At 66.9% G+C, this 18,198-nt stretch carries 18 protein-coding genes; 5 read left to right on the top strand and 13 right to left on the bottom strand.

The window, feature by feature from the left end; all coding sequences use genetic code 11:
* Positions 1 to 44 precede the first annotated feature (44 nt).
* A complete protein-coding gene (locus tag JAO75_RS03180) occupies positions 45 to 266 on the top strand; it encodes a DUF2093 domain-containing protein (protein WP_199046624.1) in 222 nt (73 codons plus the stop codon).
* Between the two features lie 10 nt (positions 267 to 276).
* Here JAO75_RS03180 and lpxK read toward each other — a convergent pair whose 3' ends face one another.
* The 7 genes from lpxK to JAO75_RS03145 form a co-directional block, all read right to left on the bottom strand.
* Positions 277 to 1,284 carry a tetraacyldisaccharide 4'-kinase gene (gene lpxK, locus JAO75_RS03175; protein ID WP_199046622.1) on the bottom strand — a complete coding sequence of 336 codons (1,008 nt, stop codon included), beginning with the start codon at positions 1,282 to 1,284 and terminating at the stop codon, positions 277 to 279.
* Positions 1,284 to 2,573, bottom strand: a complete 1,290-nt coding sequence (locus tag JAO75_RS03170; protein WP_199046618.1) for a 3-deoxy-D-manno-octulosonic acid transferase — start codon at positions 2,571 to 2,573, stop codon at positions 1,284 to 1,286. Before JAO75_RS03170 ends, lpxK begins: the two co-directional genes overlap by 1 nt.
* Positions 2,570 to 3,304 carry a lysophospholipid acyltransferase family protein gene (locus JAO75_RS03165; protein ID WP_199046617.1) on the bottom strand — a complete coding sequence of 245 codons (735 nt, stop codon included), beginning with the start codon at positions 3,302 to 3,304 and terminating at the stop codon, positions 2,570 to 2,572. Before JAO75_RS03165 ends, JAO75_RS03170 begins: the two co-directional genes overlap by 4 nt.
* An 11-nt stretch (positions 3,305 to 3,315) precedes the next feature.
* On the bottom strand, positions 3,316 to 3,549 hold the full coding sequence (locus JAO75_RS03160; RefSeq protein ID WP_199046616.1) for a DUF4170 domain-containing protein: 234 nt from the start codon (positions 3,547 to 3,549) through the stop codon (positions 3,316 to 3,318).
* 60 nt (positions 3,550 to 3,609) lie between these two features.
* Entirely contained in the window at positions 3,610 to 4,416 is an 807-nt protein-coding gene (locus JAO75_RS03155; protein ID WP_199046615.1) for an inositol monophosphatase family protein, read from the bottom strand.
* A 106-nt stretch (positions 4,417 to 4,522) separates the two neighbouring features.
* Positions 4,523 to 5,452 carry a 4-hydroxybenzoate octaprenyltransferase gene (ubiA, locus tag JAO75_RS03150; RefSeq protein ID WP_199046614.1) on the bottom strand — a complete coding sequence of 310 codons (930 nt, stop codon included), beginning with the start codon at positions 5,450 to 5,452 and terminating at the stop codon, positions 4,523 to 4,525.
* Between the two features lie 18 nt (positions 5,453 to 5,470).
* On the bottom strand, positions 5,471 to 5,944 hold the full coding sequence (locus JAO75_RS03145) for a hypothetical protein (RefSeq protein ID WP_199046613.1): 474 nt from the start codon (positions 5,942 to 5,944) through the stop codon (positions 5,471 to 5,473).
* A gap of 208 nt (positions 5,945 to 6,152) precedes the next feature.
* Between JAO75_RS03145 and JAO75_RS03140 the strand changes: the two genes are divergently transcribed.
* From JAO75_RS03140 to JAO75_RS03130, 3 genes are all read left to right on the top strand, one after another.
* The gene (locus JAO75_RS03140) at positions 6,153 to 6,899 is read left to right on the top strand and encodes a 16S rRNA (uracil(1498)-N(3))-methyltransferase (RefSeq protein ID WP_199046611.1); all 747 of its coding nucleotides are present in this window, start codon (positions 6,153 to 6,155) and stop codon (positions 6,897 to 6,899) included.
* 175 nt (positions 6,900 to 7,074) lie between these two features.
* On the top strand, positions 7,075 to 8,214 hold the full coding sequence (locus JAO75_RS03135) for a carboxylate-amine ligase (RefSeq protein WP_199046609.1): 1,140 nt from the start codon (positions 7,075 to 7,077) through the stop codon (positions 8,212 to 8,214).
* A 215-nt stretch (positions 8,215 to 8,429) separates the two neighbouring features.
* Entirely contained in the window at positions 8,430 to 9,800 is a 1,371-nt protein-coding gene (locus JAO75_RS03130; RefSeq protein ID WP_199046607.1) for a glutamate--cysteine ligase, read from the top strand.
* Between the two features lie 30 nt (positions 9,801 to 9,830).
* Here the strand turns inward: JAO75_RS03130 and JAO75_RS03125 are convergent, their stop codons facing one another.
* From JAO75_RS03125 to ilvD, 5 genes are all read right to left on the bottom strand, one after another.
* On the bottom strand, positions 9,831 to 11,324 hold the full coding sequence (locus JAO75_RS03125; RefSeq protein WP_199046604.1) for a sensor domain-containing diguanylate cyclase: 1,494 nt from the start codon (positions 11,322 to 11,324) through the stop codon (positions 9,831 to 9,833).
* Between the two features lie 25 nt (positions 11,325 to 11,349).
* Positions 11,350 to 11,667 (bottom strand): quaternary ammonium compound efflux SMR transporter SugE, encoded by a 318-nt coding sequence (gene sugE / locus JAO75_RS03120; protein WP_199046602.1) that lies wholly within the window; start codon positions 11,665 to 11,667, stop codon positions 11,350 to 11,352.
* A gap of 138 nt (positions 11,668 to 11,805) precedes the next feature.
* Positions 11,806 to 12,105, bottom strand: coding sequence for a hypothetical protein (locus tag JAO75_RS03115; RefSeq protein ID WP_199046600.1), 300 nt, complete (start codon positions 12,103 to 12,105; stop codon positions 11,806 to 11,808).
* A gap of 127 nt (positions 12,106 to 12,232) precedes the next feature.
* Complete coding sequence (locus JAO75_RS25320; protein WP_199046598.1) at positions 12,233 to 15,028, bottom strand: autotransporter domain-containing protein; 2,796 nt, start codon at positions 15,026 to 15,028, stop codon at positions 12,233 to 12,235.
* A gap of 296 nt (positions 15,029 to 15,324) precedes the next feature.
* Entirely contained in the window at positions 15,325 to 17,154 is a 1,830-nt protein-coding gene (gene ilvD / locus JAO75_RS03105) for a dihydroxy-acid dehydratase (RefSeq protein ID WP_199046596.1), read from the bottom strand.
* 285 nt (positions 17,155 to 17,439) lie between these two features.
* On the opposite strand from ilvD, the gene JAO75_RS03100 reads away from it, so the two are divergent.
* Complete coding sequence (locus JAO75_RS03100; RefSeq protein ID WP_199046594.1) at positions 17,440 to 17,682, top strand: hypothetical protein; 243 nt, start codon at positions 17,440 to 17,442, stop codon at positions 17,680 to 17,682.
* Here the strand turns inward: JAO75_RS03100 and JAO75_RS03095 are convergent.
* Positions 17,679 to 18,116 (bottom strand): YqaA family protein, encoded by a 438-nt coding sequence (locus tag JAO75_RS03095; RefSeq protein ID WP_199046592.1) that lies wholly within the window; start codon positions 18,114 to 18,116, stop codon positions 17,679 to 17,681. The genes JAO75_RS03100 and JAO75_RS03095 overlap by 4 nt on opposite strands.
* Positions 18,117 to 18,198: the final 82 nt, after the last annotated feature.

Below are 18,198 nucleotides of genomic sequence, written 5' to 3'. Positions count from 1 at the left end.
CCTTATGTGAGAGTCAAGCGCAACGCATTCCGTCGATGTCCGTCATGTTGAACAAGTTCGAACGCAGCGGCGGCGAGGCCGTCGTGCAATATCTCGACAGCAATCTCCGGGTGGTGAAGCCCGGAGCCTATGTGCGCTGCGCGGTGACGGGGGCCGAGATCCCCTTGGACGAGCTGAAGTACTGGAGCGTCGAGCGCCAGGAGCCCTATGCCTCGCCCGAGGCGGTGATGATGCGCGTCACCGGGCAAGCCGTCCCCACGAAATAAGGCTGCCCCCTCACACGATGCGCAGGCGCCGCTCGTTGATGCGCCGCATGAGCAGGTTGCGAAGGCCCGTCTCGTTCTCGATCCGCAGCCGCACCGGCACGGCCATCAGCTCGGGCCAGGCTGCCGCGGCGTCGGCCATCCGCACGAGATCCTTCTCCGTCGTGACGGGCAGGAGCCTGAGAGCTTCCGCCTCCTGCCGCAGGGCCGCCAGTTCGCCGGGCTTGAAGGGGTGGTGGTCGGGAAAGGCATGCGTCACGTCCACGATGGCCCCGCAGGCATGCAGGGTGTCGAAGAACTTCTCAGGACGCCCGATGCCGGCAAACGCCATGACCCTCCGGCCCTTGAGCGCCTCGGCCGTCTCCGGGGCCGGCTCGAGCGATGCCGTGAACACGCGCTTGCCGTGCTCGTCCGCCTCCTGGGCGATCCGCCGCCCCGGCTCCCCGTCCCCGATCACCACGACGGCATCGACCAGGGGCCACTGCGCCTCCATGGGGGCCCGCAGCGGCCCTGCCGGCAGGGGCAGCCCGTTGCCGATGCCGGTGGCGCCATCGACCACCGCGATGGCGCAATCCTTGATCAGCGACGGGTTCTGGAGCCCATCGTCCATGACCACCACCGTCGCGCCGATCTCGTAGGCGAGCCGCGCTCCGGCGGGGCGGGAGCGGGACACGATGGCCCGGGCCGTGCGGGACAGGAGAACGGGCTCGTCGCCTACATCCACAGCCCCGTGCTGCGGCAGGACCCTGACGGGACCCGCGAGGCGGCCGCCGTAGCCCCGGGACAGGAAGATCGGATTCTCGCCCGCAGCATCCAGGATCGTTGCAACGGCAATGGCCGTGGGCGTCTTGCCGGCGCCGCCGGCCGTGAAGTTGCCGATGCAGATGACGGGCAGCTCCACCTGCTCGCCGCGCCGCCTCATCCGACCTGCCGCAACGGAACCATAGGCCAGGGCGACCGGGCGCAGCAGGTTCGCTTGCAGCGAAGGGGAGGGGTGCCACCAGAAGCGCGGCGCCCGCATCAGCGGCGGGCTCCGATCTTGGCCTGCACGATGAAAGGCTCGACGGATTGCATGGTGCGGTCCACGGCTCCGCCCAGCGCCTGCACGGCGTCGCCTCCGGCGCGGGCCATGTCCCGGGTCAGGGCGGCATTGCCGAGCATCTCGCTCACCGCCCGCGCCAAGCTGCTGCTGTCCTTCACCATCAGGGCCCCGCGGGACCGGTCGAGCGCCTCGTAGATCTCGACGGCCGCATGGATATGCGGGCCATGCAGGATGGCGGCGCCCAGCTTGGCGGGCTCGATGGGGTTGTGCCCGCCGACCGGCACGAGGGTTCCGCCCATGAGCACGATGGGGGAGAGCCGGTAGAACAGCCCCATCTCGCCCACCGTATCGACCACGTAAACGTCCGTGGCCCGGTCGGGGTGGATGCCCTGCGAGCGGCGCCCGGCCCTCAGGCCCGCCTGATTGGCCAGGGCCGCGACCTCGGCCCCCCGATGCGGATGGCGCGGGGCGATGATGGTGAGGAGATGAGGGTGACGTTTCGCCAGGGCCCGGTGCACGGCGACGATGGCGCCTTCCTCACCCGGGTGGGTGCTGGCGGCAAGCCAGACCGGGCGGCCCGCAATCAGCCCCGAGAGCTGCGCCACCACGCGCGGATCGGCGGGCGGCGGGGCGGCGTCGAACTTGATGTTACCGGTCACGACCACGCGCGGCGCGCCGAGCCGGGCCAGCCGCTCCGCATCCTCGGCGGTCTGGGTCAGGCAGAGGGCGAAGCGCTCCAGCAGGCCACGGATGATGCCGGGCATCTTCTGCCAGCGCTGGTACGAGCGGTCCGACATGCGGCCGTTGACCATGACGAGCGGGATATCCCGCTCGGAGAGCGCCATAATCGTGTTGGGCCAGATTTCCGATTCAGCGATGAGGGCCAAGTCCGGCTGCCAGTGATCCAGGAAGCGCCTTATATAACGTGGCACGTCCAGCGGCACAAACTGATGCACGGCGCCGGGCGGGAGCCGCCGGGCGATCAGCCCGGCCGAGGTTCTGGTTCCCGAGGTCACCAGAACCGCGAGACCGCGCTGCGTCATGCGCTCCACCACCGGCAGGAGCGACAGGGTCTCGCCGATGCTGGCGCCATGAACCCAGATCAGGTGGCCCTTGGGCCTCTGCCGGCTGGGATGGCCCTGGCGCTCGCCGAGGCGGGTCTTGTCCTCGCGCCCCTTGCGCTGGCGCCAGTAGAGGAGGCCAAGAACGGCGGGCTCCAGGATGGACACGACGGTCCGGTAGGTTCGGAAGGTGAACGGCAGCCTCATGCCCGGGATCCTTCCACAAGCATCGGGCTGGCCTTGGCCCCCGGATCCCTGGAGCCGACGAGCGCATAGGCCCGCTCGTGCACCCGGTCCAGCTCCCGCTCCACATTCTGGCGCAGGCGCTCGAGGGCGTGCTCGTCCGCATCCCGCGGCACCGACACGGGATCGCCCAGCACGATGGCGCCCCGGCCGAAGGGCAGGCCGATGCTGGCCCGGTCCCAGCTGTTGAAGTCGATGCGGCGGCTCGTAACCACGGCGACGGGCACGATCGGCCGACCGGACATCTGGGCGAGGGTGACGATCCCTAAGCCGCACACGCGCGAAATCTTCGGAATGTCGGCGGTCATCACCACCATCTCGCCTTCGCCCAGCGCCCGCAGCATGGCCCGCAGGGCCTGGGCGCCGCCCTTCTTGCGGATGTCGCGGCCGCGCGCGCCCGAGCCGCGGATGGCGCGGACTCCGAGGTGGCGCAGGGCGATGGCGTTGAACTCGCCGTCGCCCGAGCGGGACACGAGGCTCGCCGCCCGGTCCTGCGGCCGCTTGGCGAAATGGATCATGAAATGCTGCCCGTGCCACATGGCGGCAATCACGGGCATGTCGATCCGGTCATAGGCATCCGCCGGTTCCATGACGAACCGGTTCGTGCGCTGCACGAGCTTGAGATAGCCTGCGACGAGGAAGCCCAGGGCTTCCTGCACCGCACGGGAGCGGGTGATGCGCTTGACGAGACCCATCGTGCCCCGGATCAGCCGTTCTGCGGATCCAGCAGACGGTGCAGATGAACGATGAAGTAGCGCATCTGCGCATTGTCCACGGTCGCCTGCGCCTTGGCCTTCCACGCCGCATGGGCCGAGGCGTAGTTCGGGAAGACGCCGACGATGTCGAGGTTGGACAAGTCCTTGAACTCGGTGGCTTCGAGGCTGGTGAGCTCGCCGCCGAAAACCAGATGCAGGAGCTGCTTGCCAGGCGTGTCGGTCATGGTGATAGGGCTCTTCTGACGAGTGTTGTGACAATGAAGGCTTGAGGAGCCGGGGATTCTTCAGGCTCTCATGGCTCCAATAGCACGAGGATGCAACCGTGACGCAACGGCAATCATCTCACTGTGCGAGGGCTCGGGCCTGTTATAGATGGGGATCGTTCCGTCGAGCCCGGTCAGGCGGCCGCCTGCCTCCTGCAGGATGAGGTCGGCCGCGGCGATGTCCCAGTCCTGGGCATGGGCCGAGACGAGGCCGATATCGATGGAGCCGTCCGCCACCCGGGCGAGCCTGAGGGCGAGCGAGGGGACCTTGGGCAGGCGCTCGACGGGGGCGATGTGCCGCTCGAGCCGGTCCACGAGGGGCTTGGGGCCCGCCACACGGGCCGGGCCGGAAAGGGTCTCCGCCTCGGGCAGATGCAGCCTCACCCCGTTGCTCCAGGCGCCTTCGCCGAGCCGGGCCTCATAGAGGCGGTCATGGACGGGGGCATGCAGGACCCCGAGGATGGGTTTGCCGTCCCGCACAAGGGCAATCGACACCGCCCAGTCCGGGTGGCCCGAGGCGAAGGCCCGGGTGCCGTCGATGGGATCGACGATCCAGACCAGGCTGTGCCCGAGCCGCACCGGGTCGTCGGCGGTCTCCTCGGAGAGCCAGGCGGCCTGGGGCAGAAGTTCGCCGAGGTGGTTCTTCAGAAAGGTGTCGAGGGCGATATCCGCCTCCGTCACCGGGGAGCTTCCGCCCTTGTACCAGAGCTTCGCAGCGGTCTGCCCGCCGGCGCGGAAATAGGACAGGGCCAGATCTCCCGCGCGGCGGGCGGCATCGCGCACGGCCGGGGCCAGGGCGGTCAGGGATTGGGGCGAGGGGGTCAGCATCGAACCTGAGATGGGGCTTCCCGGCAGGGGATACCATATCCCACCGCACCGAGCCCCGCCTTTTCCGAAGCCATAAGGGCAAGGCCTTAAGATGACCTTGAGAAGTCTAGATCAGGCAGTCGAGGGTGATGGCCGCGAACAGGATCAGGCCCGCATCACGGTTCGAGCGAAAGAGCCGCAGCGCCCCGGCGCCGTCGCCCCGGTCGATCCGGGCCACCTGCCAGCCCAGATGAAGGGCGAACAGGGCAAGGCCTGCGAACGAGATGGCTCCCGCTCCGGCCTGCACGAAGGCACCGGTGATGAAGATCACCGTCAGCGCGTAGCAGATGCCGACGCCGAGGGTCACGCGCTCGCCGAAGAAGCGGGCGGAGGACTTGATCCCGACGACCTCGTCGTCCTCGATATCCTGCAGGGCATAGATGGTGTCGTAGCCCACCACCCAAGCGATGCTGCCGAGATAGAGAAGGACCGGCGCCCAGCTCAAGGAGCCGAAGGCGGCCGCCCACCCCATCAGGGCGCCCCATGCGAAGGCGAGACCCAGCACGATCTGCGGCATCCAGAAGAAGCGCTTCATGAACGGATAGAGCGCCACGATGCCCAGGGAGGCGAAGCCCATGGCGATGGCGAAGCCGTTGAACTGGAGCAGGACGAGAAGGCCCACGAGGCCTTGGAGGGCAAGGAAGACCAGGGCTCCCTTGAGGGTGATCTGGCCCGAGGGGAGGGGGCGCTGGCGGGTCCGCTCGACCTGGGTGTCGAGGTCCCGATCGACGATGTCGTTATAGGTGCAGCCCGCCCCGCGCATGGCCACGGCCCCGATCAGGAAGAGCACGCAATGGAGCGGATCGGGCCAGGGCCGACCGGCGTGAAGCGCCGCGAGCGCCGCCGACCACCAGCAGGGCAGCAGCAGCAGCCACCAGCCGATGGGGCGCTCGATCCGGGCCAGCCGCAGGTAGGGCTTCAGGGATGACGGCGCCCAGCGCTCGGCCCAATGGCCCCTGACGGCATCGGGCAGAGACGGCGCGGCACGGGGCTCCATAACGGCCAGGGAGCTAGATCAGAGGGCGCCCTTCGGGATCGACATGGTCCCGGTCAGGCCGCCGCCCAGCTTGCCGGCAAGGCCGCCCTGCTGGGCTTGCTGGGCCTGCTGCTTGGCGCGCTTTTCCATCTCGGCCACCTTGGCGGCAGCCTGGCAGGCTTCGCCCCTGACCTTCTGGACCTGCTTGTGCTGCTGCGCGAGACCCTGGATGGCCTGGTCGGGAATCTGGCACCAATCCTTGTTGTCGGTCATCCATTTCTGAACGACCTCGCCATTGGCTGACAGCTTGGTGAAGATCGTGCAGGCAGAGCGCGCATCGAGCTGCTTCTTGCCCTTCTGGGTGAGCTTGGCGAGCTGGTCGCTCAGGCTTTGCCGCTCAGCCATGATCTTCTGCCCTTCCTGGCAGCCACTCGCCTGCGCGAAGGCGGGAGCGCTCGTGAAAAGGCCGGCAACGGCAAACGCAGCCAGAAGATGCGAACGGATATGCGTCATGCCCAAAATTCCCTCAAAAAGCTTGCGACGTCTCGCACGCCTGCGTTCTGTTAACAGGTGAAGCGCCCTGTGGCCAAGAGGCGAATGGTCGCCCGAGGCTCAAGCTGTGCCATGCCGCACCTGAATTTCTCGTGACCAAAGCGGCCGCCCCCTCTCCCTGAGGGCAGAGGAAATTGATACAGCATGGGCTGCTCAGTTCAAGGTTGCCATGGCCGGATACGACTTCAACGCCCCCCGCCTCTTCGTCGACGCTCCTCTCCGGACCGGCGCCAGGGTCGAGCTCGACCGGGGGCAGGCCAACTATCTTCTGAACGTCCTGCGCCTGAAAAGCGGCGATTCCGTCCTGATCTTCAACGGGCAGGACGGGGAGTGGCGGGCCGAGGTCTCGGTGGAGGGGCGCAAGGCCGCGGACCTCGTCTGCATGGAGCAGGTCCGCGAGCAGGCCGCTTCTCCCGACATCATCTATGCCTTCGCCCCCCTCAAGCATGCCCGTCTCGACTACATGGTCCAGAAGGCGGTGGAGATGGGAGCCGGGATCCTCCAGCCCGTTCTGACGCAGCGGACCCAGAGTTCCCGGGTCAATCTCGACCGGATGCGCAGCAATGCCGTCGAGGCGGCCGAGCAATGCGGGATCCTGACGATTCCCGAGGTGCGCGAGGAAGAGAATTTGGAGCGCTTTCTCAAGACCTTGGAGAAAGACCGCCTGGTGATCTTCTGCGACGAGAACGCGCCGGTGGCCAACCCGGTCGAGGCTCTGGCCAAGCTTGGGAACAATCAAGCTGGTCTGGTCGTTATTGTGGGCCCCGAAGGCGGGTTCACCGATCAGGAGAGAGCGCTTGTCGCTGCCCACGAAAGATGTGTTTGCGTATCGTTGGGACCGCGAATCCTGCGTGCCGACACAGCCGCTGTGGCCGCAATGGCAATCGTTCAGTCCGTGCTTGGCGATTGGAACTGACCTCCTCGCCCGACGACGACACAAGCCGATCCGCCTCTAGCTTCAAAAGCTTAGCAGTTTCACGCCGAAGCGCCCCATTCTGGCCCTATTGAGCCGGAGTTTGGGCGAGCGCCGCAGGCCGATCCGCAGGTGCGAGGGTCATTTCTAGAAAAATATAAAAGAGGACACGAGGGAAATGAGCTGGGATTTCAAGTTCGGCATCGAGGAAGAGTACTTCGTCAACGATGCGCCCAGACGGGATATCGCCAAGGGGCGGATCAAGGAGTTCTTCGCCGCCTGCCGGGACCAGGTTTCCGGGGACATCCAGCCCGAGATGCTCGAGCCGCAGCTCGAGATCGCCACGAAGCCCACCCTGGAACTCGCCGAGGCCCGCGCGCAGCTCGCCGGCCTGAGGGCTTCCGTGGGCGCGGTGGCCCGTGACTTCAACCTGTCCATCATGGCCTCGGGCACCCACCCGCTCGCCGTATGGTCGCGCGTGCGCCCTACGGCGCAGCCGCGCTACGGCAAGGTGATGCACGACCTGCAGATGCTCGGGAGCCGAAACGTGCTGTGCGGCATGCATGTTCACGTGGAAGTGCCCGACCTGAGCAAGCGCGTGGACATCATGAACCGGATCCAGCCCTACGTGCCGCTGCTTCTGGCGCTGTCCACCTCGTCACCTTTCTGGCAGGCGCAGCGCACAGGCCTGCTCGGCTACCGGCTCGCCGCCTATCGTGAACTGCCGCGCACGGGATTCCCGGACCTGTTCGAGAACGAGCAGGATTATCAGCGCTACATCGATACGCTCGTGGCTGCCCGCGCCATCGAGAATTCCAGCTATGTCTGGTGGGTGATTCGGCCGTCGCTGAAGCACCCGACCCTGGAGCTGCGCGTGGCCGACAGCTGCACGCGCGTCGACGACACCATCGCGATCGCGGCGCTCTACCGCTGCCTCGTGCGCCGCCTGAGCCTCGATACCGCGCTCAATGCCGGGCAGACCGGCGCCTCGCGCGCCATCAACGAGGAGAACGGCTGGCGCGCCCAGCGCTACGGCATCCACGGCAGCTTCGTCGACGAGAAGACCCGCACGGCAAGGCCCGTTCGCGAGATCCTCGACGAGACCCTCGATCTCGTGGCCGAGGATGCCCGGGAGCTCGGCTGCCAGCGCGAGCTCGATCTCGCCCGCTGGATCGTCGCCCGCGGCACCAGCGCCGACCAGCAGCTGACGCTCTACACCGAAGCGGTCGGCCGCGGCCTGTCGAGCCGGGATGCGCTTGCCGGCGTCGTCGACTGGCTCAGCGCCGAGACCATGGGAGAGCCGGCGTTCCGGCATTGACGAGGGTGCCGGAGCATCGGGCCTGAAAGGGGAGGCTGCTTTCGGGCTTCCCCCGATGCTTGCACTGGCCTGTCGTGTGGCTAGGCCCGCATGATGCGCTGGAGCGCTCATCGTTTTGTGCATGGGTCCCGCATTGCACCTTGGCGTTAAGCCCCTTATTGAGGTCCGACGCTTAAGTCGGCGCGCCTTGAACGCGCTTTTTGATGAGGTGATGCATGGCGCGGGACGTATCCGATACGACCCCCATCGGTGCGCGGTCGGAACTCGTGGAATGGATCGCCTCCGGCGAGAAGCCGCGCGAGTCATGGCGGCTCGGCACCGAGCACGAAAAAGTTCCCTTCTACAGAGCCGATCTCTCCCCCGTTCCCTATGACGGCGGCCGTGGCATCCGCGCGCTGCTGGACGGCATGCAGGAGCGCACCGGCTGGGCGCCCATTATGGAGGACGGCCACCCCATCGGCCTTGCCGATGACGGAGGCGGAGGAGCGATCTCCCTGGAGCCCGGCGGGCAGTTCGAATTGTCCGGCGCTCCGCTCGCCAACCTGCATGACACGGCCCGCGAGACGGCGCAGCACCTCGCCGACGTGAAGGCCGTGGGCGAACAGCTCGGCATTGGTTTCCTCACGCTCGGCATGAGCCCGCTCTGGACTCGGGGCCAGACGCCGGTGATGCCCAAGGCCCGCTACCGCATCATGACGAACTACATGCCGAAGGTGGGTTCGCTCGGCCTCGACATGATGTACCGCACCTCCACGGTGCAGGTGAACATGGACTACGCCTCCGAGGCCGACATGGTGAAGAAGCTGCGCGTCTCGCTGGCGCTGCAGCCCATCGCGACGGCGATCTTCGCCAACTCTCCCTTCACCGACGGTAAGCCCAACGGCTACCTGTCCATGCGCTCCAACATCTGGCTCGACACGGACCGCGACCGCACGGGCATGATGGCCTTCGCCTTCGAGGAAGGCTTCGGCTATGAGCGTTACGTGGATTGGGCGCTCGACGTGCCGATGTATTTCGTCAAGCGCGACTCGACCTATCACGACGTGTCGGGCGCATCCTTCCGCGATCTCTTCGCCGGCAGGCTCGCACAATTGCCGGGCGAGCGCGCCACGCGCTCCGATTGGGCAAACCACGTCTCCACCCTGTTCCCCGAAGTGCGCCTCAAGCGCTATCTCGAGATGCGCGGCGCGGATGTGGGCAATCTCGAGCACATCGTTGCGCTCTCGGCGTTCTGGACTGGCCTTCTCTACGACGACACCGCCCTCGACGGCGCCTGGGAACTCGTGAAGGCGTGGAGCGCCGAGCAGCGCCAGCAGCTGCGCGCCGAAGTGCCCAGGCAGGCGCTGAAGGCGACCATCGCAGGACGCTCCGTGCAGGACGTCGCCCGCGACGCGCTGGCGCTGTCCCGCGCCGGCCTCCAGCGCCGCGCCTGTCTCGACGAGGCCGGACGCGACGAGACGCGGCACCTCGTCTATGCGGAGGAGATCGTCGCTTCAGGCCGCACGCAGGCCGAGCGCCTGCTGGAGCGCTATCACGGCGCGTGGGGCGGCTTGGTGAAGCCGGCTTTCGACGAAAACGTGTTCTGATCCAAAAGCGCCTGACCGGAGAGATCCTGATCAGGCGGCTTTCGCGCTCGCCACGCAGTTGCGCCCGTTCTGCTTGGCACGATAGAGGGCCGCGTCGGCCAGGGTGATCAGATCGTCCGGGCCGATGCGGGAGCGGTCGAGGCTCGGGGTGCGGGTGGCGCTGCCGATGCTGACCGTGAGAATGCGCGCGGGAGGATTGGCGTCGTGGCGCACGCGAAGGGCTTCGACCTTCGCACGCAGGTCCTCCGCAATGGCCGCGGTGTCCGCCTCATCGGCTCCCGGCAGGAGAATGGCCAGTTCCTCGCCGCCGTAGCGCGCCGCCAGATCTCCCGGGCGGCGCGCTACGGCGGCGATGGTTTTCGCGATATTGCGCAGACACTCGTCGCCCGCCTGGTGCCCGTAAATGTCGTTGTAGGCCTTGAACTGATCCACATCGATCAGGAGCAGGGAAACGGGGGTCTTCTGGCGTGCGGCCCGCAGCCATTCCGCCTCGAGCTGCCTGTCGAAGGTTCGTCGGTTGGCGAGACCCGTCAGGCCGTCCGTGGTGGCGAGAATGGCCAACTCCGCCTCCGCCTCCTCCCGCCGCCGCAGGGCGCCGACGAGGATCCATCCGAGGGAGCCGATGGTGAGGACGAGCAGGCCGATGATGCTGCTGCGGAACACGAATTCCTCGTTCCATCGCGCGAGCGCCTCGTCCCGCCCCACGGCCGCAACGACGCCCACGGGGAAGATGTGGTTGCGCTGATAGCCGCCGATGCGGGTCAGCCCGTCGACGGGTGAATCGTATTCGTAATTGCCGGAGCCCTTCGCATTGCTGAACCGGGGGTCGTTCAGGATATTGGTGCCGACCGCACGCTCGTTATAGGGATAGCGCGATACGATGGTGCCGTTCTTGTGGATCAGCGTGATCGTGCCCTGCGATCCCACGTCGAACCGGCCGAAGAAGTTGCCGAAGTACCGGGGAGGAATGCTGGCTTGGGCGATGCCGCCGAAGCTGCCGTCGGGCTTGTTGAAGCGCCGCGAGATCGTCAGCACCCAATCGCCGCCGAGCGGGTCGCGGATGAGCGGGCCCACGAACCAGTTGCTGCTGCTTTCCGTGCTGTGGTGCTTGAACAGGTCCAGGTCCCGGATGTTCACGCGGCCGCGGTGTCCGGGCAGGGAGCTGCTCAGGAGAGTGCCGTCCTCGCCGAAGATCGTCAGCGCCTTGATGCGCTGGAGGGGCTGAACCCGGTCGACCAGGAAGTCGTCCAGCCGCAGGAGTGCATCGGGCTCGGTGCCGCGCGTCTCGACCCGGTCCACCACATCCACCAGGAGCGCGTCCGCGAGCTCAAAAGTGTCCTGCGCGTGCTGGGTCAGGGATTTGGCGAGGTTCAGGGTCTCGGCCCGGATCCGGTCGAACTCGTGCCCCCGGTCGTGCCAGTAGCGCCAGCCCTCCAGGCCCAGGATCACAAGGCAGACCACCAGCACGAAGGCCCTGAGGCCTCGTGCCGAGGATCTCGGCCTTGTCTGAGCGAATGCGGTCATGATGGCCCCATCATATCGGCCCAAGCTAGCCTGAGGCTAACTTCAGGCCGAGGATCCCGGAGACGATCAGGCCGATGCAGACCAGACGCATCACGGTTGCCGGTTCGCCGAACAAATGAATTCCCAGCAGGGCGGTTCCAACGGTGCCGATCCCGGTCCAGACCGCATAGCCCGTCCCGACCGGCAGGGTCTTGAGGGCGAGGCCGAGGAGAAGGACGCTGACCGCCATGCTCAGCAGCGTCAGAACGGAAGGGACCGGCCGGGTGAAGCCGTCGGTGTATTTCAGGCCGATAGCCCAGCCGATCTCGAACAATCCGGCAAGCGTGAGCCAAGTCCATGCCATGACAGGACCTCCGTCATAGGCAGGGCCGTCCCTACCGTTTGCCACGGGATCGAGGTCGTCCTCGACCTCCCTGGATATAGGGGTTCCGGAAAACCTTCTCAACACAATCCTGGCGCGGCCAAAGGTCAGCTGGCAAACTTAGTTACTGCCGTCGTCGGACGGCTGGGCGGGACGGCCGAGCGCCGCATAAGGGTCGAACGGGGCGTAGATCTGGTGTTTCCACTCGTCCCCGCAATTGATGCAGATCGAGCGCACCATGTGGTTGCTCCGCTCCAGGCGCCTGAGAAGCTTCTGCTGCCGCTCGATGGATTCGTTGACCTCCGGCTCGACCCCTGATGGGCGGACGGTGAGCTGCAGCGGCCTGGTTTCCGGCATGCCCTGGGCCTGGGCCGCACCCGTGAGCAGAAGCAGGCCGGCGGCCCATAGAAAGCGTGTCATCGGGAGTCCTGAGGCTGATTTGACAGGACCGACTGGACTCCAGGAGACAGTGTTTCGTCAAGGCAGGATTGCCGCCCTGAGACCTTTGGCTGCGGCGGACGAAGCCGCCGCAGCCCCGGCCGAGCTTTCAGAACCGCACGCTCAAGCTGCCGCGCAGGGTATGCTCCTGGTCGCGCTCGCCGATGGCGCCGTCGTACATGAGGCCGACGGTGACCTTCTCGCTCACCTGCCAGTTCAGGCCGGCCTCCACCACGAGGCTGTCCCGGTCGATGGGAGCGCCCACCACGAGGAACGGGGTGGGGAAGCCCTCGACGGTGAAGCGCGCCTCCGGGGCCACGTCCCCGAAGGCGTGGCGCCAGCCGAGCATGCCCTTGAAGGTCAGGGCGCCGGCGCTCGTGGGCATGGTGGCGACAAGCCGCGCCCCGAGGGTGGAGTAGGTGGTGTCGAACGCGGCGACTTCGCCTGTCGCCTGGAACGGGGAGGCGTTCTCCACCACGTCGTGGCTGCTCACATGCACGTGGGCGAGGCCTACGAACGGCTCCAGGGTCACGCGGTCCGACAGCCGGAACGTGTAGCCGACCTCCCCGAAGACCTGCACCGAATCGGCCGAGGTGTCCGTCTCGCCGCCGCGGAAGCGGCCATTCACGGTGCCGCGGGCGAGGGCGATCTCGTGGTGAGCGTAAGCCACGCCGCCGCGCAGGCTCCAGTCTCCGAAGGCGGCGGAGCCGTAGGCGCCGATATGGAAGCTGTCGACCTCGCCCGAAGCGGCCGCCGCATCAATGTCGAACGACGTGGCGAGATACCCGGCCGCGATGCCGAGGCGATAGGGTGTGCCGAGCCCGCCGTCCACGCCGACCACGATGCCGCCCGTGCTCCGCTCCATGGCGGCGGAGGTCGGCGTCGCGTCGGTGCGTCCGTAGGAGCCGAGCACCTTGCCCCACATGCCCCAGCCGGTTCCCCGCGCGGCCGGAGCCTCGGCCACCGGCGCATTCCGCCCGGGGAGATCCGCCGTGTACTGAACCGGCACGGAATCGATCGCCACGAAGGACGGGACCGCCCCCATGGCGTCGGAGGACGAGCAGCGCAGGCGGCAGAGGATGGCCGCGCGGAACAGGTTCTCGTGGTGCAGGATCGTGACCGGCGGCGTGGTCTCGGGCTGGAGCGGCGGAACCGGCCTCGGGCGGTTCGGCCGGTCCGGATCCTGGGGATCCCGCGGGTTCTCGGGAGGCGCAGGGTCGAACACGTTCGGCAGCAGCTCGAGATAGACGTTGTTGGCGTCCTTGGTCAGGATCGGCTGGAAGAAGATCAGGTCGTCCACACCGGCGAATTGGCCTGTCACGCCCTGGCGCGCCGTCAGGATCGTCCAGCGTCCCGGCGAGTATGTGGCCCGCTCCGCATGGACCTCGACCGTGCCGCCCCGGATGGTGGCGCGCCCGTCGGCCACGATCCGGTCGCTCTGGAAGCCGTTGTTGAGATCGACCCGATAGGTGGTGCCGGCTGCGATGGTGACGTCGCCCCTGACGTTCAGGGTGCGGATATCGCCGACGCCCGCGCGGCTCGTGGCCCCGTCGACGCCGGGGGACAGGATGCTGCCCTGCAGCGCGTCGATGCTGCCGACCGTGCCGGTGCCGCCGAGCGTGGCGCCGCCATGCACGGTCATGTCCGATCCGCCCATGCTGCCGGTCACCAGGAGCGTGCCCTCGCGCACGGCCCAGGGCATGGCGCTGTTGTTGTCGTTCCTCGTGGTCCAGGTGGAGGTGTCGACCTTCTCGAACCGCTCGAAATCGCGGTACTTGGCGTTCGCGCCGATCTCGCGCATGTCGAAAGCCGCATCCGTCCGGCCGCCGAGTCGGAACGTGTCCGTGCCCGATCCCGCGCGCACATGGCCTTCGATCCTGGAGCTCGCGCCGATCAGGAGGGAATCGTTGCCGCCGGCCAGGTCGATGGCCATGCCCTGCGCGGCCTGCGTGCGGATCGTGCCGAAGTTCTCGACCGCCTCCGACCCGTGCCGGCCGCGCACGGCCACCTCGTCACGGCTCTCGATGGCGCCGCCGTCCCGGTTGATCACCGTATTGGTCTGGCCGGCATTGCTGATGATGTAGAGGCCCTCGCCGTCGTCGCCGGAGCCCTGCACGGTGCCGCGGTTCTCGACCCGGTTGCCGTTGCCCTCGACCTTGATGCCGCGGCCCTCGAGCCCCGACGCGGTGATCGTGCCTTCATTGGTGATCGTGCTGCCGTTCCCGATCAGCCGGATCCCGTCCGCCGTGTAGCCGCTCGTGCTGATCGCGCCGCTGTTGGAGATCGTGACGTTATCGGCCGGGTTCGCCGTGCCGCCGCCATCCGCACGGATGCCTTCGCCGCCGGCACCCGTGGTGCGGATCGTGCCCGAATTGACGAAGCTGTTGTTGTGGCCCTCCGCGATCATGCCGCGGGCGGAGGAGCCCGATGTTTCCAGGGTGCCGCTGTTGCGCAGGATGTTGTTGTTGCCGCGCGCGATAATGGCTTCCGACGATACCCCTTGGGTCGATACGCGGCCGGTATTGACGAGGGTGTTCCTGCTGCCAGTAACCTCGAGGCCGTCAACGGAATTCTGCGTTGTCGAGACCGAGCCGTTGTTGGTGATCGTACTGCCGTCGCCTTCCGCATAGATGGCATTGTAGGCTTGATCTGCATTGCCGCCGGTCACCGTGATAGTGGCGCCGCTCTCGACAGTGACCGTGCTTCCGGCCCTCACGCGGATGGCTGCCTCGCTGAGGTTCATCACGGTGCCGGCCTGCACCTGGACGGCGGCAATCGTGTTTTCGGGTGCCCAGTAGTGATCCGTCGTCGCGCCCGAACACACCACGCGCGTCACGCCGTTGGCGACGCTCGACGTGCAGGCCGCCTGCGCCGAACCAATGGAAGCCGCTGCGGCAAGGCTCACGGCCAGAATGCTCGTTGCCGATGGCCTGCTCAGAGATGGAATTGTGATGTCGGCCGAGCAGGCGCTCGGCCGCTTCCGGCGCATTGAAACCATCGACCCAGTGTCGCTTCGGTACGACATGGCGCTTCCTCCCTACCGTTATTGTGTAACGGCGCCAGGTAGGAGGGGCGGATGTTCGGGGTACTCCCCGTTTAGGGAGGGCGGCGGTCCTGCCTGAGAGAAAAAGCCAAGTTCATGTGCGTTTTCGCACATGCCAGGCGCTGAGGAAGCCCGGGCATTGCCGGGCTCCCCTCAGATCAGATCTGCCGCACGGCGCCCTTGGCGGCGCTGGTGGCCAGCATGGCATAGGCCTTGAGGGCCGCCGAGACCTTGCGCTTGCGCGGCTGGGCCGGCTGCCAGCCCTTGGCCTGCTGCTCGGCGCGGCGGCGCTCCAGCTCCGCGTCGCCCACGGCCAGGCGGATGCTGCGGTTCGGGATGTCGATCTCGATCCGGTCGCCGTCCTGCACGAGGCCGATGGTGCCGCCTTCGGCGGCTTCCGGCGAGGCATGGCCGATGGACAAGCCCGAGGTGCCGCCCGAGAAGCGCCCGTCGGTGATGAGCGCGCAGGCTTTGCCGAGGCCCTTCGATTTCAGGTAGCTCGTGGGATAGAGCATCTCCTGCATGCCGGGGCCGCCGCGCGGTCCCTCGTAGCGGATGACCACCACGTCGCCGGCCTTCACCTTGCCGTTGAGGATGCCGCTCACCGCATCGTCCTGGCTCTCGAACACGATGGCGGGACCCGAGAACACCAGGATGCTCTCGTCGACGCCCGCCGTCTTCACGATGCAGCCGTCAAGCGCAAGGTTGCCGGAGAGCACCGCAAGTCCCCCATCCTTCGAGAACGCATGCTCCGCGTCGCGGATTACGCCGCCTGCACGATCCGTGTCCACGCTGTCGTAGCGGCTCGCCTGGCTGAAGGCGGTTTGCGTCGGCACGCCGCCGGGCGCGGCGCTGAAGAACTCGTGCACCGCGTGGCTGTTCGTGCGCCGCACGTCCCAGCGGTCGAGAGCCGCCTTCATGGTCTCGGCATGAACGGTGGGCACCGAGGTGTCGAGCAGCCCCGCGCGGTCGAGCTCGCCTAAGATGCCCATGATGCCGCCGGCCCGGTGCACGTCTTCCATGTGCACGTTGGCAATGGCGGGCGCGACCTTGCACAGCACCGGAACCCGGCGCGACAGGCGGTCGATATCCGCCATGGTGAAGTCCACTTCCGCCTCGTGGGCGGCAGCCAGCAGGTGCAGCACCGTGTTGCTCGACCCGCCCATGGCGATGTCGAGCGTCATGGCGTTCTCGAAGGCGGCGAACGACGCGATGGAGCGCGGCAGAACGCTCGCATCGTCCTGCTCGTAATAGCGGCGCGCGAGATCGACGATCAGGTGGCCGGCCTCCACGAAGAGGCGCTTGCGGTCGGCGTGGGTCGCCAGCGTCGAGCCGTTGCCCGGCAGCGACAGGCCGAGCGCCTCGGTGAGGCAGTTCATGGAATTGGCCGTGAACATGCCCGAGCACGAGCCGCAGGTGGGGCAGGCGGCGCGCTCGATGGCCTTGATGTCCTCGTCGGCGATCTTGTCGTCGGCCGCCGCCACCATGGCGTCCACCAGGTCGAGCTTCTTGGTCACGCCGTTGAGCACCACCTTGCCGGCCTCCATCGGGCCGCCAGAGACGAAGACCACCGGGATGTTGAGGCGCATGGCGGCCATCAGCATGCCGGGGGTGATCTTGTCGCAGTTGGAGATGCACACCATGGCGTCGGCGCAATGGGCGTTGACCATGTACTCGACCGAATCCGCGATCAGCTCGCGGGAGGGCAGGGAGTAGAGCATTCCGTCATGGCCCATGGCGATGCCGTCATCCACCGCGATGGTGTTGAACTCCTTGGCGACGCCGCCGGCTTTCTCGATCTCCCGCGCCACGAGCTGGCCCAGGTCCTTGAGGTGGACGTGGCCCGGCACGAACTGGGTGAAGGAGTTGACCACGGCGATGATCGGCTTGCCGAAGTCGGAATCCTTCATGCCCGTGGCCCGCCAGAGGCCGCGAGCGCCCGCCATGTTGCGGCCGTGGGTGGTGGTGCGAGAGCGATAGGCTGGCATGGTTTCCCCTAATTCTATGGCGCCTTGTTCGACTCAAATTGCGCAATTTGCAAGAAAATTTGCCATTCCTTGTGGTCACGCCTGCTTTGTCGCAAGGTAATTGCTAAAGCATCGGACCCAAAAGTGGACTTGCACTTTTGGGATCTGATCCGATGCTTCCTTCTTGGATGAGAGCATCGTTCGGACCCAGCGGGCCGCACGATGCTCTAGCAGCCAAGCTGAAACGGCCCAGCCTCCGCAAGCGTTGTCCCGCCTGGATCCTTCGAACAAGGGCAGGACGGCGACATGGTGATGCAAACCGATCTGGATGCTCCGGCTCATCTGCAATACGAGCCCCTGGGGCCGCAGGATGGCAGCCAGGGCGCTCCCAGCGATATCATCGAATTCCGCTCCCTGCGGGAGGCGGTTCATTGGGCCATGACCAACGAGGCGCCTGCCGGGATGCACGCGGTCATCCGCACCGCATCCGGCGACGTGATCGAGCCGAGCCACCTGGAAGAGATCTGGTCGAGCCTGCAGGGCCCCTAGATCCACCCCAGGCTCAGGGCTCCGACGGCGAGGTAACGCCCGGTCTTGGCGAGCGCCACGAGCGGGATGAACACCCGCAGGGGCTCCCGCAGCAACCCGGCCACGATGGTGAGCGGGTCGCCGATAACCGGCATCCAACTGAGCAGCAGCGTCCACCGGCCGTATTTGTGATACCAGGCTTCGGCCTTGACCATTTGGCTGCGCTTTACCGGAAACCAGCGCCGATCCTCGAAATGGGCGAAGAAGCGGCCCAGGAACCAATTCACCACCGAGCCCAGAATGTTGCCTACGCTCGCCACGAGAATGAGCACCCACCAGGTGTAGCGATCGGCCACAAGCATCGTGAACAGCACGGCCTCCGACTGAAACGGGAAGATCGTGGCCGACAGGAAGGCAGCGGCGAACAGGGCGCCGTATTCGGCAAGATGGGGCATTGAGAGGAGCGACTACCCAGAGCAAAGGGAAAGGCCGAGGCAGGCTCGGAGCTTGAGTGCGGAGAGCTCTACCACAGTTCCC

The sequence above is a fragment of the Microvirga splendida genome (assembly GCF_016427565.1).
In the GTDB taxonomy this organism is placed as follows: domain Bacteria; phylum Pseudomonadota; class Alphaproteobacteria; order Rhizobiales; family Beijerinckiaceae; genus Microvirga; species Microvirga splendida.
This window is presented reverse-complemented; position numbering and strand designations above follow the sequence as displayed.

Coding starts and splice junctions, on each gene's coding strand:
- JAO75_RS03130 (WP_199046607.1), top strand. CDS start 8,430: ATGGCGCGGGACGTATCCGATACGACCCCCATCGGTGCGCGGTCGGAA.
- JAO75_RS03145 (WP_199046613.1), bottom strand. CDS start 5,944: ATGACGCATATCCGTTCGCATCTTCTGGCTGCGTTTGCCGTTGCCGGC.
- JAO75_RS03135 (WP_199046609.1), top strand. CDS start 7,075: ATGAGCTGGGATTTCAAGTTCGGCATCGAGGAAGAGTACTTCGTCAAC.
- JAO75_RS03125 (WP_199046604.1), bottom strand. CDS start 11,324: ATGACCGCATTCGCTCAGACAAGGCCGAGATCCTCGGCACGAGGCCTC.
- ubiA (WP_199046614.1), bottom strand. CDS start 5,452: ATGGAGCCCCGTGCCGCGCCGTCTCTGCCCGATGCCGTCAGGGGCCAT.
- JAO75_RS03140 (WP_199046611.1), top strand. CDS start 6,153: ATGGCCGGATACGACTTCAACGCCCCCCGCCTCTTCGTCGACGCTCCT.
- sugE (WP_199046602.1), bottom strand. CDS start 11,667: ATGGCATGGACTTGGCTCACGCTTGCCGGATTGTTCGAGATCGGCTGG.
- JAO75_RS03180 (WP_199046624.1), top strand. CDS start 45: ATGTTGAACAAGTTCGAACGCAGCGGCGGCGAGGCCGTCGTGCAATAT.
- JAO75_RS03115 (WP_199046600.1), bottom strand. CDS start 12,105: ATGACACGCTTTCTATGGGCCGCCGGCCTGCTTCTGCTCACGGGTGCG.
- JAO75_RS03095 (WP_199046592.1), bottom strand. CDS start 18,116: ATGCCCCATCTTGCCGAATACGGCGCCCTGTTCGCCGCTGCCTTCCTG.
- JAO75_RS03160 (WP_199046616.1), bottom strand. CDS start 3,549: ATGACCGACACGCCTGGCAAGCAGCTCCTGCATCTGGTTTTCGGCGGC.
- ilvD (WP_199046596.1), bottom strand. CDS start 17,154: ATGCCAGCCTATCGCTCTCGCACCACCACCCACGGCCGCAACATGGCG.
- JAO75_RS03155 (WP_199046615.1), bottom strand. CDS start 4,416: ATGCTGACCCCCTCGCCCCAATCCCTGACCGCCCTGGCCCCGGCCGTG.
- JAO75_RS03170 (WP_199046618.1), bottom strand. CDS start 2,573: ATGAGGCTGCCGTTCACCTTCCGAACCTACCGGACCGTCGTGTCCATC.
- lpxK (WP_199046622.1), bottom strand. CDS start 1,284: ATGCGGGCGCCGCGCTTCTGGTGGCACCCCTCCCCTTCGCTGCAAGCG.
- JAO75_RS03100 (WP_199046594.1), top strand. CDS start 17,440: ATGGTGATGCAAACCGATCTGGATGCTCCGGCTCATCTGCAATACGAG.
- JAO75_RS03165 (WP_199046617.1), bottom strand. CDS start 3,304: ATGGGTCTCGTCAAGCGCATCACCCGCTCCCGTGCGGTGCAGGAAGCC.